Source organism: Pantoea sp. BR_17 (assembly GCF_041955125.1).
Classification (GTDB): Bacteria; Pseudomonadota; Gammaproteobacteria; order Enterobacterales; family Enterobacteriaceae; genus Pantoea; species Pantoea stewartii.
The window spans coordinates 87,404-104,289 of sequence record NZ_JAVAXT010000002.1 but is presented as its reverse complement, the minus strand read 5'-3'; the positions used below and the strand labels follow the sequence as shown (position 1 = coordinate 104,289).

13 protein-coding genes are annotated in these 16,886 nt (G+C 54.5%); 6 read left to right on the top strand and 7 right to left on the bottom strand.

All coding sequences use genetic code 11. The annotated features are described in order from the left end of the window. Positions 1-68 precede the first annotated feature (68 nt). The gene (locus RAC60_RS04125) at positions 69-1,109 is read left to right on the top strand and encodes a GMP reductase (protein WP_033740262.1); all 1,041 of its coding nucleotides are present in this window, start codon (positions 69-71) and stop codon (positions 1,107-1,109) included. A gap of 39 nt (positions 1,110-1,148) precedes the next feature. On the opposite strand, the gene hofC is transcribed toward RAC60_RS04125, so the two are convergent. The 4 genes from hofC to nadC all read right to left on the bottom strand — a co-directional run bounded on the left by hofC (position 1,149) and on the right by nadC (position 5,240). Continuing rightward, positions 1,149-2,348, bottom strand: coding sequence for a protein transport protein HofC (hofC, locus tag RAC60_RS04120; protein ID WP_324029054.1), 1,200 nt, complete (start codon positions 2,346-2,348; stop codon positions 1,149-1,151). Next, complete coding sequence (gene gspE / locus RAC60_RS04115; protein ID WP_375092737.1) at positions 2,345-3,727, bottom strand: type II secretion system protein GspE; 1,383 nt, start codon at positions 3,725-3,727, stop codon at positions 2,345-2,347. The genes hofC and gspE overlap by 4 nt, the downstream gene beginning before the upstream one ends. Then, positions 3,720-4,169 (bottom strand): prepilin peptidase-dependent pilin, encoded by a 450-nt coding sequence (gene ppdD, locus RAC60_RS04110; protein ID WP_006117693.1) that lies wholly within the window; start codon positions 4,167-4,169, stop codon positions 3,720-3,722. Before ppdD ends, gspE begins: the two co-directional genes overlap by 8 nt. 174 nt (positions 4,170-4,343) lie before the next feature. Next, positions 4,344-5,240, bottom strand: a complete 897-nt coding sequence (gene nadC / locus RAC60_RS04105; RefSeq protein WP_324029050.1) for a carboxylating nicotinate-nucleotide diphosphorylase — start codon at positions 5,238-5,240, stop codon at positions 4,344-4,346. Between the two features lie 200 nt (positions 5,241-5,440). Here nadC and ampD point away from each other — a divergent pair, with 200 nt between their 5' ends. Both ampD and ampE read left to right on the top strand, forming a co-directional pair. Continuing rightward, on the top strand, positions 5,441-5,995 hold the full coding sequence (ampD, locus tag RAC60_RS04100) for a 1,6-anhydro-N-acetylmuramyl-L-alanine amidase AmpD (RefSeq protein ID WP_006117696.1): 555 nt from the start codon (positions 5,441-5,443) through the stop codon (positions 5,993-5,995). A 2-nt stretch (positions 5,996-5,997) separates the two neighbouring features. Then, positions 5,998-6,852 (top strand): beta-lactamase regulator AmpE, encoded by an 855-nt coding sequence (ampE, locus tag RAC60_RS04095; RefSeq protein WP_172913143.1) that lies wholly within the window; start codon positions 5,998-6,000, stop codon positions 6,850-6,852. On the opposite strand, the gene RAC60_RS04090 is transcribed toward ampE, so the two are convergent. The 3 genes from RAC60_RS04090 to aroP form a co-directional block, all read right to left on the bottom strand. Then, complete coding sequence (locus RAC60_RS04090) at positions 6,834-7,793, bottom strand: family 43 glycosylhydrolase (RefSeq protein ID WP_375092733.1); 960 nt, start codon at positions 7,791-7,793, stop codon at positions 6,834-6,836. The genes ampE and RAC60_RS04090 overlap by 19 nt on opposite strands. Next, positions 7,790-9,184, bottom strand: a complete 1,395-nt coding sequence (locus RAC60_RS04085; protein WP_324029046.1) for an MFS transporter — start codon at positions 9,182-9,184, stop codon at positions 7,790-7,792. Before RAC60_RS04085 ends, RAC60_RS04090 begins: the two co-directional genes overlap by 4 nt. A 174-nt stretch (positions 9,185-9,358) precedes the next feature. After that, a complete protein-coding gene (gene aroP / locus RAC60_RS04080; RefSeq protein ID WP_324029044.1) occupies positions 9,359-10,714 on the bottom strand; it encodes an aromatic amino acid transporter AroP in 1,356 nt (451 codons plus the stop codon). 511 nt (positions 10,715-11,225) lie between these two features. Between aroP and pdhR the strand changes: the two genes are divergently transcribed. From pdhR to aceF, 3 genes are all read left to right on the top strand, one after another. Then, positions 11,226-11,990, top strand: a complete 765-nt coding sequence (pdhR, locus tag RAC60_RS04075; protein ID WP_033740273.1) for a pyruvate dehydrogenase complex transcriptional repressor PdhR — start codon at positions 11,226-11,228, stop codon at positions 11,988-11,990. Positions 11,991-12,092: 102 nt separating this feature from the next. Next, a complete protein-coding gene (gene aceE, locus RAC60_RS04070) occupies positions 12,093-14,759 on the top strand; it encodes a pyruvate dehydrogenase (acetyl-transferring), homodimeric type (protein ID WP_033740274.1) in 2,667 nt (888 codons plus the stop codon). Between the two features lie 14 nt (positions 14,760-14,773). Then, positions 14,774-16,669, top strand: a complete 1,896-nt coding sequence (aceF, locus tag RAC60_RS04065; RefSeq protein ID WP_375092730.1) for a pyruvate dehydrogenase complex dihydrolipoyllysine-residue acetyltransferase — start codon at positions 14,774-14,776, stop codon at positions 16,667-16,669. Positions 16,670-16,886: the final 217 nt, after the last annotated feature.

The window sequence follows — 16,886 nt, the reverse complement described above, 5'->3', positions numbered from 1 at the left end:
CATGAGGTGACTGGCTTTGTGATAACGCCCTTCATGGCGATGAATAACCTCTTACCAGGACACTATGTATGCGCATTGAAGAAGATTTGAAACTGGGCTTTAAAGACGTACTGATTCGTCCAAAGCGCTCCACGCTGAAAAGCCGATCTCAGGTCGAACTGGATCGCAGCTTTACGTTCAAACACTCCGGCCTGGACTGGCGCGGCGTACCTGTTATCGCGGCCAACATGGATACGGTGGGGACTTTTTCAATGGCCGAGGCGCTGGCCAGTTTCAATGTCTTAACAGCCGTACACAAACACTACAGTGTGGAAGACTGGCGGGCGTTTGTTCAACGCGTACCGGCATCAGTACTGAAATATGTGATGGTATCTACCGGCACCTCAGACGCCGATCTCACCAAACTTATCGCGGTCATGGCCATTTGCGATGACCTGCAGTTCATCTGTATTGACGTTGCCAATGGTTATTCTGAGCACTTTGTCGATTTCCTGAAGCGTGCGCGTGAGATCTTCCCGGGCAAAACGATTTGTGCGGGTAACGTCGTCACGGGGGAAATGGTCGAAGAGCTAATCCTGTCCGGAGCCGATATCGTGAAGGTGGGGATTGGACCGGGCTCAGTCTGCACCACGCGCGTCAAAACCGGCGTGGGATATCCGCAGCTCTCTGCCGTGATTGAGTGCGCCGATGCGGCGCACGGCCTGAGTGGGCAAATCGTCAGCGATGGCGGATGCGCTGTGCCGGGTGATATCGCCAAAGCGTTTGGTGGCGGCGCGGATTTTGTCATGCTGGGCGGTATGCTGGCGGCACATGATGAGTGCGAAGGCCGAATTACAGAAGAAAACGGCGAGCGGTTTATGCTGTTTTACGGCATGAGCTCAGAATCCGCAATGAAACGTCATGCGGGAAGCGTGGCGGAATATCGTGCGGCAGAAGGGAAAACAGTGAAACTCCCCTTGCGCGGGCCGGTAGAAGAAACCCTTCGCGATATTCTCGGCGGGCTTCGTTCTGCCTGCACCTATGTGGGAGCTGAGCGGCTAAAAGAGTTAACCAAGCGCACCACGTTTATTCGGGTGGCCGAGCAGGAAAACCGCATCTTTTCCCGTTAACCCCGCCTGCTCAGCATGCAGTAAAGGAACGGAGCACCTTTACTGCATGGCCTCACCTAGCCCAAACACAGGCAGATACATGGCGATCACCAGTGTGCCGACAATGCCGCCAATCACCACCATCATCACGGGCTCCAGCGAGGCGGCCAGATTATCAGCCCGCGTCAGCGTTTCTCTTTCATGCCATTCAGCCAGACGCGCCAGCATCACATCCAGTGCGCCTGACTCTTCGCCCACACGAATCAACTGACGACAAAGTGGCGTAAACAGGGGATGCGCGTGCAACGCCTGATGCAGAGGATTGCCTTGCGCAATGTGCTGCTGAATAGCCTTGATGGCATCCTGCCACAGCCGCGATGACAACGTGACACAGGCCGCATCAAGACCCTGGAGCAGGGTTAATCCTGCCTGCTGGGTCAGTTGCAACACACTGTAGATTTGCGTCAGTTGACTGCCCTGCCATAGCCCGGCGATAACCGGCACACGCAGCAGGGCGCGTTGCTCACAGCGCTGCCAGTTTTCAGAGCACCGCCGCGCGTGGTACCAGCCCGTCGCCAGCAGGGCAATGCCCCCGATTAACGGCAATCCGCCCGCCTGTAATGCGTCGGACAGGGTGATAACGGCGGCGGTGAAGGCGGGTAAAGGCGCGTCAAACGAGGCATAGACGGAAACAAACTCCGGCAACACAAACAGCAACATACCGCAGGTGACTGCCAACGCCACGAACAGAATAAACAGGGGATAACGCAGGGCTTTCAGAACCTTAGCGCGCAAATGCTGCTGACGTGTTTGTTGCTGCGCCAGTTGTTCGCAGCAGATATCCAACTGACCGGTCAGCTCGCCGACCGCCATCAGCGCAGCAAAAAGTGGCGGAAAAACCTCTGGCCACTGGCGTAATGCCTGCGAAAATGGCTCGCCACGCAAGACGTGATGCTGTAAGGCCTGCATCAACGCCCGCCAGGCGGCATGCGGGTGACCTGATGCCAGCAGATCAAGGCTTTGCGACAAAGGAAGGCCCGCCTTTAGCAGGGTGGCGAGCTGGCGAATGAAATCAATTTTATGCTGTGACCGCCAGTCACGTCGGCGCATCATTTTTTCCCGCTTCTCGCTCACCGGCACTAAGTGCCGGCGCGAAAGGTCGTCAGACAGCGTCTCACTGTCGGGGGCCAGATGATAACCCGTTTGCAGTCTGCCCTGTGTATCTACAGCATACCAGCGATAAAGAAAAAGGTGCGTCATGATTCGAGCCCAATAACGCGCTGCATCTCCTCCAGAGAGGTTTCGCCGCGGCTGACAGCGTCCAGCCCCGAAGCCTGTAGCGTGCGCATCCCTTGCTGTTTTGCCAGCGCCAATACCTCCTCCAGAGGCATTTCGGCGGCGATAGCATTTTGCAGTTTGGCTGTAACGGGCAGGAGTTCGAATAAAGCCAGACGGCCAAAATAACCCGAAAAGCAGTGATCGCAACCCGGTGCCCGCCAGGTTTGTAACGTGCCTGGCCAGACTGACGTCGGGAGATGTGCCACGGCCTGTGCAGGTTCACGACAGTGCGGACACAGGCGTCTGACCAGGCGCTGAGCAATAATCAGGCGCAACGCTGAGCCCAGTAAATAACCAGGAATGCCCATCTGGCGTAAGCGCGTTAGCGTTTCAGCCGTTGAGTTAGTGTGCAAAGTCGAGAGGACAAGATGACCGGTTTGCGCGGCTTTTACGGCAATTTCAGCGGTCTCGCCGTCACGTATTTCGCCTATCATGATGACATCCGGATCCTGGCGAAGCAGCGCGCGTAACACACGATTAAAATCGAGCCCATACTTTGGATTAATTTGCGTCTGATTGATGCCCGGCAAAGGGATCTCAATGGGATCTTCCACACTGCAAATGTTCTTTCCGGGCTGATTAATCGCGCTCAGTCCGCTGTAAAGGGTAAACGTTTTTCCACTGCCGGTTGGGCCCGTGACCAGAATCAGGCCCTGGGGCTGTGCCAGCGCAGCCTTGAGCAGGCGCAGCGGTGCCGCGGGTAAGCCCAGCGAGTCCAGGGACAGTGTAGCGCCTTCCCGCTGCAGCAAACGTACGACGGCTTTCTCTCCGCCCTGCGTCAGCAACGTTGAGAGCCGAAAGGAAGCGACCTGACCGTCAATCTCATGGCTGAACTGACCGTCCTGTGGCAGACGACGTTCGGCAATATCCAGCCCGGCCAAAATTTTAAGCCGCGCCAGCAGAGCCGCTGGCTGTATGTCCCGTTGCAGGGGCAGGGGATGCAACACGCCGTCAATGCGCAGACGAATACGCAGGCTGTGCTGATAAGGCTCAATATGGATGTCTGAGGCCCGCCGCTGTGCGGCCTGATGCAGAAGCTGGCTGGCGGTATCGATTGCCGATTCTGTGGCGGCACCCTCTTTAGCACACAAGGGGCTATGCATCGCTTCAGCCTGTTCGAGCCGGGCCTGCGGCCAGCACTCAATAGCGATCTGACACGGGCTGGCAAATTGCAGGGCTTCGGCCAGTCCTGGCGGAACCTGCTCAGCGACAGCAAGACGTAAATGCGTCGCGTTGTGGTCGAGGATGATGGCGCGGTAGCGCTGACAGATCAGTGCTACCGCATCGTCGGGTTTACTCATTTGTGCCCCCACGACTGTCAAAGCGGAATTGTTCCTGACAGTTGTCGCGTAACGTGGTGTTAGTGCTGGTACAGGTACGCTGCCAGACGAGCGTGCCTTCGTTACTGTCCCAGACGGGCAGCATTTCTACGCTTAATCCATTCAGGCTCTCCTGCCCGGTCAGGGTAATCATGCCGTTGACCACGGTGATCGCCGACACGTAACGTGATGTTGTGCCCTGCGGAATACCGCGTTGCCCGGCCTGACACTGTTCAGGCCCGCCGCGTTCAATCGCGCAAAGCTCAACGGCCGTCTTAAAGGGCACCATGGTTTGCAGCATGTCGGTCAGCGCGGCGCGCTGCAGATAATTTTGATAGGCAGGCAGCCCGATAGCGCTGAGGATCGCCACGATGCCGACCACAATCATTAGTTCAACCAACGTAAATCCTTGTTGATAGTGCATATGTGCCTCCTGAGTAAGAAGGCCGCAGTCTAGGAAGACGCTGTCGGTAATAACAGCAGGAAACCCGGAGAGTGGAAAAGGGCAGGCAATAAATCTGGTGGGTTACAGGAACAGGACTACGTCACTGGATGCTGGTGCACAAAACAGGCCGTGCCGGCGGCACGGCAACAGAGATTATTGCGCCTGAAAGCGCATCGACAGATCCAGAGCACGCACATGCTTGGTCAGCGCGCCGACAGAGACATAATCCACACCGGTCTCGGCGATGTCCCGAATCGTCGTTTCGGTGACGTTGCCTGACACCTCCAGTAGCGCACGACCAGCCGTGATCTTCACCGCCTCGCGCATCGCCTGAAGGGAAAAATTGTCCAGCATGATGATGTCGGCCGCCGCAGCCAGTGCCTCTTCCAGCTCTTTCAGCGATTCAACTTCGACTTCCACAGGGACATCCGGATAAAGCCAAAAGGCTTTTTCGACGGCCTGACGAATTGAGCCGCTGGCAATAATATGGTTTTCTTTAATCAGAAACGCATCGGACAGGCCGAGGCGATGATTACTGCCGCCACCGCACAGCACGGCGTATTTCAGCGCTGTTCGCAGGCCTGGCAATGTTTTGCGTGTATCCAGAAGCTGTGTCTGTGTGCCTTCCAGCAGCGCGACATAGCGGCTGACTTCCGTGGCGACGCCGGACAAGGTTTGTACAAAATTCAATGCGGTGCGTTCGGCCGTCAGCAACAGGCGGGCTGGCCCGTCAACCTCAAACAGGGGTTGATCCGGGATAACATGTTGTCCATCTTCCACATGCCATGTCAGGGCGGTGTGCGCGCCTAGCTGGTTAAACACCTCTTCGACCCAGCGTTTACCACAAAAAACACCGGCTTCACGGGTAATAACCTGAGCATGTGCCCGACTGTCGGCTGGCAGGAGCTGCGCGGTAATGTCGCGGTCGCTCTCTGTCTCACCGCCGAGATCTTCCTTTAATGAGCGTTCAACGGCCTCGGGGATATCATTTTCAATACGTTCAAGCAGCGCCTGATGGCGACTGTCAGGATCATAGCGACGCACAGACATACGCGTTCCGCTCCAGTAAATGTCAGGTAACAGAGGCGATTACCATAGCCTGAATAGCGCGAAGGCACCAGTCCTTAGTCACTTTTTGTTTAGTATACTTAACATGTGCGTTTATCAGCCCGATAGTGCAACGCATTTTGACGCAATAATCCCTTAAAATTCATGCTATTCTCAAACCGGTCCTGCGAAGAGAATCCAGCATGAAAGTAGAAAAAGGTTGGCTGTCCGGTGTGCGACAGGTGCCGTCCCCCCATTGTAATGATCGGCCGCATAATGAAGCGCCATCCCTTCTGGTCATTCACAATATCAGCCTGCCGCCCGGCGAATTCGGCGGCCCGTGGATTGATAAACTGTTCACCGGCACGCTGCCTGCCGACGCGCATCCCTACTTTGCTGAGATTGCTCATCTGCGCGTTGCGGCGCACTGCCTTATCCGACGTGATGGCGAAATCGTGCAATATGTTCCCTTTGATAAACGTGCCTGGCACGCTGGCATCTCGCAGTTTGAGGGGCGGGAAAACTGCAACGACTTTTCAATTGGCATTGAACTGGAGGGCACGGATATTGAACCTTATACCGAGGCACAATACGCCGCTCTGCATCAGGTCACGCAGACGTTGTTAGCCCATTATCCGTTAACGCCTGCGCGCATTACCGGCCACAGTGATATTGCACCGGGACGGAAAACCGATCCCGGCCCGGCGTTTGACTGGGACGATTTTAAACAGCGGTTACAGCAACAAAAATTGGAGTAACTATGACGTTATTTACCTTGTTACTGGTTTTAGGTTGGGAACGGCTGTTTAAGCTGGGGGAGCACTGGCAACTGGATCACCGGCTGGAGCCTGTGTTTCGTCGCCGTCAGCACTTTTCGGTGATGCGCACACTGCTGATGCTGATTATCGCGATGGGCCTGACCGCGCTGGTGGTCGGGAGCCTGAAAGGCATTTTGTTCGGTGTTCCTCAGCTTCTGTTCTGGATCGTGGTGGGGTTACTGTGCATCGGAGCGGGTGTGGTGCGTCAGCACTATCATACGTATTTGCAGGCGGCGAGTCGTGATGACGCCGCGGCACATCAGGCCATGGCGGCAGAGTTAACCCTGATCCACGGTGTGCCTGTTGAGTGCAGCGAACGCGAATTCCTTCGTGAGCTTCAGAATGCGCTCATCTGGATTAACTTCCGTTTCTATCTGGCACCGATGTTTTGGTTCGTGGTGGGCGGTGCCTGGGGACCGGTGTTACTCGTGGGGTATGCGTTTTTACGCGCCTGGCAAAGCTGGCTGGCAAAACACTGCACGCCCATGGCCCGCTCTCAGTCTGGCGTGGACAGCATTCTGCATGTGGTTGACTGGCTCCCGGTGCGGCTGGCGGGCGTTGCCTATGCGCTGCTGGGGCACGGTGAGAAAGCCTTGCCTGCCTGGTTTGCCTCGCTGACGGACAGGCACCACTCGCAGTACCAGGTTTTAACCACGCTGGCGCAGTTTTCGCTGGCTCGCGATCCGCACAGCGATAAGGTCGCAACGCCACGTGTCGCCGTGGCGCTGGCGAAGCGCATTTCGCTGGTGCTGGTGGTGGTTGTGGCGTTGCTGACCATTTACGGCACGTTGGTGTAGTCGGCAGGGGGAACCCCGAAGTCGGGTGTGCCATCCTCACGCCAGTGAAAATATTTCAGACGCGTATGGCGATTACCGTCCCAAAGGGGATCGCCCTCAATTTCTGTATAATTGCGTGCGTGATAGACCAGCAGATCGCGCCCGTCCTCATCCTGAGTAAAACAACTGTGTCCCGGTCCATACTGGCGGTTTTCCCAACTGGTTGCAAAGACCGGACGCGCTGATTTCTGCCAGGCCATCGCGTTCAGCGGATCGGCATCACGCGGAATGGAAAGCAGGCCCATGCAGTAGTTTTCATCCGTTGCGCTGGCAGAATAGGTAATAAACAGCCAGTCACCATGCACTATCGCTGCCGCGCCTTCGTTGACGCTAAACCCCGCGCACTCCCATTCATATTCCGGACGGCTCAGCATCACCGGTTTGCCTTTGAGCGTCCATGGATTACGCAATTCAGCCAGATAGAGGTTGGAATTCCCTGGAATTGCAGGATCTTTCTGCGCCCATAAGTACCAGTTTTTCCCCTGGTGAACAAAGTGGGTGGCATCCAGCGCAAAACTGTCGAGATGACTTAACACCTGGCGCGGGGGCTGCCAGTGGCCACTGAGCGGGTCGTCATCGTTGCACACCAGCGCGTACATCCGGTGCTGAAACAAGCCATCTTTGATATCGCGCGAAGGCGCTGCGGCAAAATAGATAACCCAGTGTTCTCCAATACGATGCAACTCCGGTGCCCAGATCAGCTCACTGAACGGCCCAATATCGGGTTTACGCCAGACCACGACGGGTGTCGCGGTGCGTAAGGCCGTTAGCGTGCTGGCACGACGTAGCTCAAGACGATCATATTCCGGTACGGAAGCAATAAAGTAATAGTGTTCTCCGTAGCGCAGGATAAACGGATCGGCGCGCCGTTCAATAAAGGGGTTGGGCCAGTTTTCGCTCATTTCAACTCTCCAGTCGGAAGCTCGGTAGGGTGTTTTTCGTGCGCCTGAATCTGGCGGAGGGCAAGATCGCGTTGAATGGTTTGCATTAATGTGCGATCCACTTTCATCAGTCGCACCACGCCCGCGGTAATCAAATAGCCAGCCCCGGGGATAACGGTAAACAGCAGGACAATGCCGTTAAGCACGTGAGCCGATTGCTGTTTCGCACCTGCATCATAACCGTAAGCCGAGAGCAGAAAACCGACCATCGCCCCCGCGACGGCCAGTCCGACCTTGAGAAAGAACAGATTGCCTGAAAAGCTGATGCCGGTAATACGCTTACCGGTTTTCCATTCACCGTAATCGTCCACATCCGCCATCAAAGACCAGTGTAAAGGGGAGGGAATTTGATGAAGGACATTCAGCAGAAAGTAAGCGATAACGACTGTCACGGTGGCGTGGGGATCAAGCCAGTAGAAACCGCAGGAGAACAGGGCAAGGGCGATATTGGTCCAGAAAAAGACTTTCAACTTACACCAGCGCTCGGTGAGGACTTTTGCCAGCGTGCTACCCAGCATCATGCCAACCACGCCCAGGCTGATAAACAGCGTGGCAAAGTGCGCCGTTTGTCCCATGACCCAGGTCACGTAATACAGGGTTGCTGCCATACGAATAAAACCCGGGCAGACATTGCAAAGTGTCAACAGCAAGATGCGCACCCACTGATCGTTCTTCCACACATCACGCAAATCGTTTTTCAGCTCATCATGAGTAGGGACGGCAGGCTGAATACGTTCCCGCACGGTGGCGAAGCAGAACAGAAACATTGCCAGTCCCACCAGGGCCAGCACAGCCATCGCCATCTGATAACCCCGCGCCTTGTTCTCACCGCCAAACCATTCCGCCATCGGCAGCAACGACAGTGACAGAATCAGGGTGGCAATGCCGACCATGACAAACCGGTACGACTGGCAGGAGACACGCTCACCGGGATCGTTAGTCATGACGCCACCCAGCGAGCAGTAGGGGATATTAATGGCGGTATAGGCCAGGGACATGAAAAAGTAGGTGGTAAAGGCCCAGACGACCTTGCTGGGATAGCTCCAGTCTGGCGTGGTAAACATCAGTACACTGAATATAACGTAGGGCACTGACACCCACAGTAACCAGGGACGGAAACGTCCCCAGCGGCTTTTGGTACGGTCAGCTATCGCGCCCATTATCGGGTCGGTGATGGCATCCAGAATGCGCACCGAGAGTAACAGCACGCCCACTAAGGCCGGTGCTAAGCCAAAAACGTCGGTATAGAAATAGCTGAGGAACAGCATGACAGCGCCACCGATCATGTTGCACCCCGCATCACCCATGCCATAGCCCAGCTTTTCTCTGAATGAGAGGGGGTTATCTGTCATTGTTGTAACCTGCAGAGGAATTAAACATAAAAGGATTATTAATGTTTAATCCACAGACGACGCGGCAAGAAATTGTTGGGATGATGGACAAAACAGCCGTGCAAGGAGAAGTGTGAGCAGGGTCGGGTTTACCGAGCCAGCCCGCCGCTTTCTGTCGGCGGGCTGGCAATGCCGTCAGGCTTTTTGCGTCTTATTCTTGATGAAATAGCCAATAGCCAGGATGATCAGCCAGACAGGAATGAGCCATACGGAAATGGCCATGCCTGGCGTCATCGCCATCAGGACCAGGATGCCAGCCAGGAAGATCAGGCAAACCCAGTTACCCAGAGGGTACAGTACCGCTTTGAAACGGGTGGTAACGCCCTGCTGGTTTTTCTTTTTACGGAATTTCAGGTGCGCCAGGCTAATCATCGCCCAGTTGATGACCAGCGCAGACACGACCAGCGACATCAGCAGACCAAACGCCTCACCCGGCATCAGGAAGTTCAGCAGCACGCACAACGCGGTGGCGACGGCTGACACCAGAATACTCATCACGGGCACACCGCGGCGGTCCACGCTCAGCAGCGCTTTTGGCGCATTGCCCTGCTGTGCCAGACCAAACAACATGCGGCTGTTACAGTAAACGCAGCTGTTATAGACCGACAGTGCGGCGGTGAGGATCACCACGTTCAGCGCATTGGCAACCATGGCATCGCCCAGTTCGTGGAAGATAAACACAAAGGGGCTGGTATCTTCAGTCACGCGCGTCCACGGCATTAATGACAGCAGCACTGCCAGCGAGCCGATATAGAAAATCAGGATACGCCACAGCACCTGGTTGGTGGCTTTTGGAATCGTGGTTTCAGGATTGTCCGCTTCTGCCGCCGTAATCCCGACCAGCTCCAGACCGCCAAAGGAGAACATGATAATCGCCATAACCATCACCAGCCCACCGAGGCCATTCGGCATAAAGCCGCCGTGTTCCCACAGGTTACGCACGGTTGCCTGCGGCCCACCGGTACCACTGAACAGTAACCAGCCGCCAAACAGGATCATCGCAATCACCGCGATAACTTTAATAATGGCAAACCAGAACTCCATTTCACCAAACACCTTAACGTTCGTCAGGTTAATGGCATTAATCAGCACGAAGAAGATAGCGGCTGATGCCCAGGTGGGAAAATCGGGCGCCCAGAACTGAATGTATTTACCGACGGCACTCAGCTCCGCCATGGCGACCAGCACATACAGCACCCAGTAGTTCCAGCCAGAGGCGAAACCGGCAAAATTTCCCCAGTATTTATAGGCAAAGTGGCTGAAGCTCCCGGCAACGGGCTCCTCGACCACCATTTCACCCAGCTGACGCATGATAAGAAAGGCGATAAACCCGGCAATCGCATAGCCTAAAATAACGGCGGGACCTGCGGATTTGATGACCGACGCGCTGCCCAGAAACAGGCCGGTTCCCACTGCACCGCCCAAGGCGATCAACTGTATATGGCGATTTTTTAAACCGCGCTTCAGCGATTCACCGTGCTGTTGTTCCATACACACCTCATGATGTTGTTATTCTTCGCTTCAGAATGTGCTGACTGTAAAGAATTAAATACACTTAAGACTGATGTTTTTAAGGTGTCAGACTTGCGTAATGCCGCCAGCTGTAACCTGACCAACAGAATAGTGATAAGCGCAGGGCTTTGCACCTGCTTTCGCCAGCCCCGGTACGAGTTGGCTTAAAAAGAATCAAACGGTCTGCCGTCTTATTAACCCCCGATGAGAAAAACGGCAGCAAACCGCGCTGACCAGGCGCTGATGGCTAAATCGGTTTAGTCATACATGCTGTGTAATTTTTGGTAAAGGTTAAAAAAATTAACGTCCAGGTATGGCCTGATTCTCCACTTTTATCTCTGGATTTAACGCGCGCATCCCGCATTCCTTCACTGAAGTGTCACAGATGCCGTATAGACACAAGGTGAATACTTTGTTACTTTACGGGCACCTTTTTTGAATTGGTATTACCAATTTACTTTGTTTGACCGGCATACTTTAAGAAGGGAAGATGGCTTATAGCAAGATTCGTCAACCCAAACTCTCCGATGCGATTGAGCAGCAACTGGAATCCCTCATTATGGAAGGGACGCTGCAGCCGGGAGAGAAGTTGCTCCCCGAGCGCGAACTCGCCAAACAATTCGATGTTTCACGTCCGTCTCTCCGTGAGGCAATCCAGCGATTAGAAGCGAAAGGATTGTTACTACGCCGTCAGGGCGGCGGAACATTCGTACAAAAACATCTCTGGCAGAGCATGAGCGATCCACTCGTAGAGCTACTCGCCGAACATCCGGAATCTCAGTTTGATCTGCTGGAAACGCGCCACGCTTTAGAAGGCATTGCGGCTTACTATGCGGCACTGCGTGGCACAGAAGAAGATTTGCAGCGTATTCGCGACTGTCATCTTCATATCCAACAGGCGCAGGACAGCGGCGATCTCGACGCTGAAGCAGACGCAGTGATGAAGTATCAGATCGCTGTCACAGAAGCGGCCCATAATGTCGTGCTTTTGCATTTGCTACGATCAATGGGCCCTATGCTGGAACAGAATGTCCGACAGAATTTTGAATTGCTCTACTCTCGCCGGGAAATGCTGGCGAAAGTGAGCGGTCACCGCGCCAGAATTTTTGAGGCGATTGTGGCTCGTGAGCCAGAACAAGCACGCGAGGCATCACACCGTCACCTGGCGTTCATTGAGGAAATCTTGCTGGACAGAAGTCGGGAGCAGAGCCGTCGAGAACGCTCCCTACGTCGTTTACAGCAACGTAAGGAATAACGCGCGGCAAAGATCGTGCGGACATGTGCGACGAGCCTGTCTCCCTGACGTTAACAGGCTCCCGATTTTTCAACGTATTAGACACAGATAAGGAATACCCCCATGTCAGAACGTTTACACAATGACGTGGATCCGATTGAAACTCGTGACTGGCTACAGGCGATCGAATCGGTCATCCGTGAAGAAGGTGTTGAACGTGCACAGTATCTGATTGATCAGGTGCTGAGTGCAGCCCGTAAAGGCGGTGTGAAAGTTGCTGGCGGTGCTGCCGCTATCAGTAACTATATCAACTCTATTGCCGTTGAAGATGAACCGGAATATCCGGGCAACACCTCACTTGAACGTCGTATCCGATCCGCTATCCGCTGGAATGCCATCATGTCGGTGTTGCGCGCATCGAAGAAAGATCTGGAGCTTGGCGGCCACATGTCCTCCTTCCAGTCTTCTGCCACTATCTATGAAGTGTGTTTTAACCACTTCTTCCGCGCGCGCAGTGAGAAAGATGGCGGCGATCTGGTGTACTTCCAGGGCCACATTTCTCCGGGTATCTATGCGCGTGCTTTCCTGGAAGGCCGTCTGACCGAAGAGCAGATGAATAACTTCCGTCAGGAAGTCGATGGCAAAGGCCTGTCTTCTTATCCGCATCCAAAACTGATGCCGGAGTTCTGGCAGTTCCCGACCGTTTCAATGGGCCTGGGCCCACTCAATGCTATCTATCAGGCTAAGTTCCTGAAGTACCTGGAACACCGTGGTCTGAAAGACACCTCTGGCCAGACCGTTTACGCGTTCCTGGGCGACGGCGAGATGGATGAACCAGAATCCAAAGGTGCGATCACTATCGCGACCCGTGAAAAACTGGATAACCTGGTCTTTATCATCAACTGTAACCTGCAGCGTCTGGATGGACCGGTCACCGGTAACGGTAAGATCATCAACGAGCTGGAAGGCATTTTTGCCGGTGCTGGCTGGGAAGTGATCAAGGTTATCTGGGGCGGTCGTTGGGATGAACTGCTGCGCAATGACACCAGCGGTAAACTGATCCAGCTGATGAATGAAACCGTCGACGGCGACTACCAGACGTTTAAATCGCGTGATGGTGCCTACGTGCGTGAGCACTTCTTCGGTAAATATCCGGAAACCGCTGCGCTGGTGAAAGACTGGTCAGACGATGAGATTTGGTCACTGAACCGTGGTGGTCACGATCCGAAGAAAATTTACGCGGCACTGAAAAAAGCGCAGGACACCAAAGGCAAGCCGGTTCTGATTCTGGCTCATACCATCAAAGGTTACGGTATGGGTGACACCGCAGAAGGCAAGAACATCGCGCACCAGGTGAAGAAGATGAACATGGATGGCGTACGCTATATCCGTGATCGTTTCAACGTGCCGGTCGAAGACGACAAAATTGAGTCGCTGCCTTACATCACCTTTGAGAAAGGCTCCGAAGAGTACAACTACCTGCATGGTCAGCGCGAGAAGTTAGGCGGTTACCTGCCTTCACGTCAGCCTAACTTCACGGAAAAGCTGGAAATGCCGGCTCTGGAAGAGTTCAGTGCGCTGCTGGAAGAGCAGAACAAAGAGATCTCTACCACCATCGCGTTTGTGCGTGCGCTGAATGTGATGCTGAAGAACAAGTCGATTAAAGATCGTCTGGTACCGATTCTTGCCGATGAAGCCCGTACCTTTGGTATGGAAGGCCTGTTCCGTCAGATTGGTATCTACAGCCCGAACGGTCAGCAGTACACGCCGCAGGACCGCGAGCAGGTGGCTTACTATAAAGAAGACGAGAAAGGTCAGATTCTGCAGGAAGGGATCAACGAGCTGGGCGCAGGATCGTCCTGGCTGGCGGCGGCGACCTCATACAGCACTAACAACCTGCCGATGATTCCGTTCTACATCTATTATTCGATGTTTGGCTTCCAGCGCATTGGTGATTTGATGTGGCTGGCGGGTGACCAGCAGGCGCGCGGCTTCCTGGTCGGCGGTACCTCAGGCCGTACTACGCTAAATGGTGAAGGTCTGCAGCATGAAGATGGTCACAGCCATATTCAGTCACTGACCATTCCAAACTGTATCTCCTACGATCCAGCGTATGCCTACGAAGTGGCTGTCATCATGCACGACGGTCTGGTACGCATGTACGGTGAAGCGCAGGAAAACATTTATTACTACATCACTACGCTGAACGAAAACTACCACATGCCAGCGATGCCGAAAGGTGCCGAAGAAGGTATCCGTAAAGGTATCTACAAGCTGGAAACCGTAGACGGTAGCAAAGGTAAAGTTCAGCTGTTGGGTTCAGGTTCTATCCTGCGCCATGTGCGTGAAGCCGCGCAGATCCTGTCGGCTGATTACGGCATCGGTTCGGACGTTTACAGCGTCACCTCGTTCACCGAACTGGCCCGCGATGGTCAGGATTGTGAGCGCTGGAACATGCTGCATCCGACAGAAGCGCCGCGTGTGCCTTACATCGCTCAGGTGATGAATGAAGCACCCGCTGTCGCATCAACCGACTACATGAAGCTGTTTGCTGAGCAGGTTCGCAGCTACGTGCCTTCAAGCGATTACCGTGTGCTGGGCACCGACGGCTTTGGCCGCTCTGACAGCCGTGAAAATCTGCGTCACCACTTTGAAGTGGATGCAGCATACGTTGTGGTAGCCGCGCTGGGTGAACTGGCTAAACGTGGCGAAATCGATAAGAAAGTCGTGGCGGATGCGATCGTGAAATTCAAGATCGATGCCGATAAAGTTAACCCGCGTCTGGCTTAAGAGGTAACAGAGTAATGGCTATTGAAATCAAGGTACCGGATATCGGGTCAGACGAAGTTGAAGTCACCGAAATTCTGGTCAAGGTTGGCGATAAGGTGGAAGCCGAGCAGTCGCTGATCACTGTAGAAGGCGATAAAGCCTCTATGGAAGTGCCTTCGCCGCAGGCCGGCGTAGTAAAAGAGATCAAAATCGCAACCGGTGACAAAGTGGAAACCGGCTCGCTGATCATGATGTTTGACGCAGAAGGTGCTGCTGAAGCGGCACCGGCGCCAGCTCAAGAGAAAAAAGCTGAGGCCGCCCCTGCCGCCGCTGCGTCTGCCAGCGCCAGCAAAGACGTTAACGTACCAGATATCGGTGGTGACGAAGTCGAAGTCACCGAAATTCTGGTGAAAGTGGGCGACAAAGTTGAAGCTGAACAATCGCTGATCGTCGTTGAAGGCGACAAAGCCTCAATGGAAGTCCCGGCACCGTTCGCGGGCGTGGTGAAAGCGATTAAAATCGCCACCGGCGATAAAGTGAATACCGGCTCTCACATCATGGTCTTTGAAACAGAGGGTGCTGCACCGGCTGCTGATGCGAAGCCAGAAGTGAAAGAAGAGGCTGCGACGGCACCCGCTGCGGCCGCAGGGGCAAAAGACGTTAACGTACCTGACATCGGCGGCGACGAAGTTGAAGTCACCGAAGTGCTGGTGAAGGTCGGCGATAAAGTCGAGGCTGAGCAGTCACTGATTGTAGTGGAAGGCGATAAGGCGTCGATGGAAGTTCCGGCACCGTTCGCGGGCACCGTCAAAGAACTGAAAGTCGCGACGGGCGATAAAGTCAGCACCGGTTCGCTGATCATGGTGTTTGAAGTGGAAGGCGCTGCCCCTGCCGCGGCATCGGCGACTAAGAAAGAGTCGGCCCCTGCGCCTGCGGCGGCGGAATCTAAGCCTGCCGCTGCCCCTGCACCAAAGGCAGACAGCAAAGGCGAGTTTGCTGAGAATGAAGCCTATGTGCATGCCACGCCGGTGATTCGTCGCCTGGCGCGTGAATTTGGCGTTAACCTGGCGAAGGTGAAAGGCACAGGACGCAAAGGCCGTATCCTGAAAGAAGACGTTCAGGCTTACGTGAAAGATGCAGTGAAACGCGCAGAGGCTGCGCCAGCCGCAGCCAGCGGTGGCGGATTGCCGGGCATGCTGCCATGGCCGAAAGTTGACTTCAGTAAGTTCGGTGAAGTTGAAGAAGTGGAACTGGGCCGTATCCAGAAAATCTCGGGTGCCAACCTGAGCCGTAACTGGGTGATGATCCCACACGTAACCCACTTTGATAAAACCGATATTACCGATCTGGAAGCTTTCCGTAAGCAGCAGAACGCCGAAGCTGAGAAGCGCAAACTGGACGTGAAATACACGCCAGTGGTTTTCATCATGAAAGCTGTCGCTGCAGCGCTTGAGCAGATGCCACGTTTCAACAGCTCCCTGTCTGAAGACGCGCAGAAGCTGACGTTGAAAAAATACATCAACATCGGCGTGGCGGTCGATACGCCAAATGGTCTGGTCGTTCCGGTCTTTAAAGACGTGAACAAGAAGGGCATCACCGAGCTGTCTCGTGAGCTGATGGCGGTCTCTAAAAAGGCGCGCGATGGCAAACTGACCGCAGGCGATATGCAGGGAGGTTGTTTCACCATCTCCAGCCTGGGCGGCCTGGGCACCACGCACTTTGCGCCGATTGTTAACGCGCCGGAAGTGGCCATCCTTGGCGTGTCCAAATCCGCAATGGAGCCTGTATGGAACGGTAAAGAGTTTGCACCACGTCTGATGATGCCGATCTCTCTGTCCTTCGATCACCGTGTTATCGACGGTGCGGATGGTGCACGTTTCATTACTATTATTGGCAATATGCTGTCAGACATTCGTCGTCTGGTTATGTAAAAAGCGCAAAAGGCCGGCAAATGCCGGCCTTTTTGTAACATTCAGGGCACCGCTGTTGGCAGTTTATTAACAATTCTGTAAACTCTTGCGGTGAACATGTCCCGGTGGAATAAGGACATTATGAGCCTATTCCATTAGGCATAATTGGCGCAGTCAGATTGAGTCACGGCAGGCAAATCCGATAGGGGAATGTTTGCAGCAGCAGACGCAATATGGC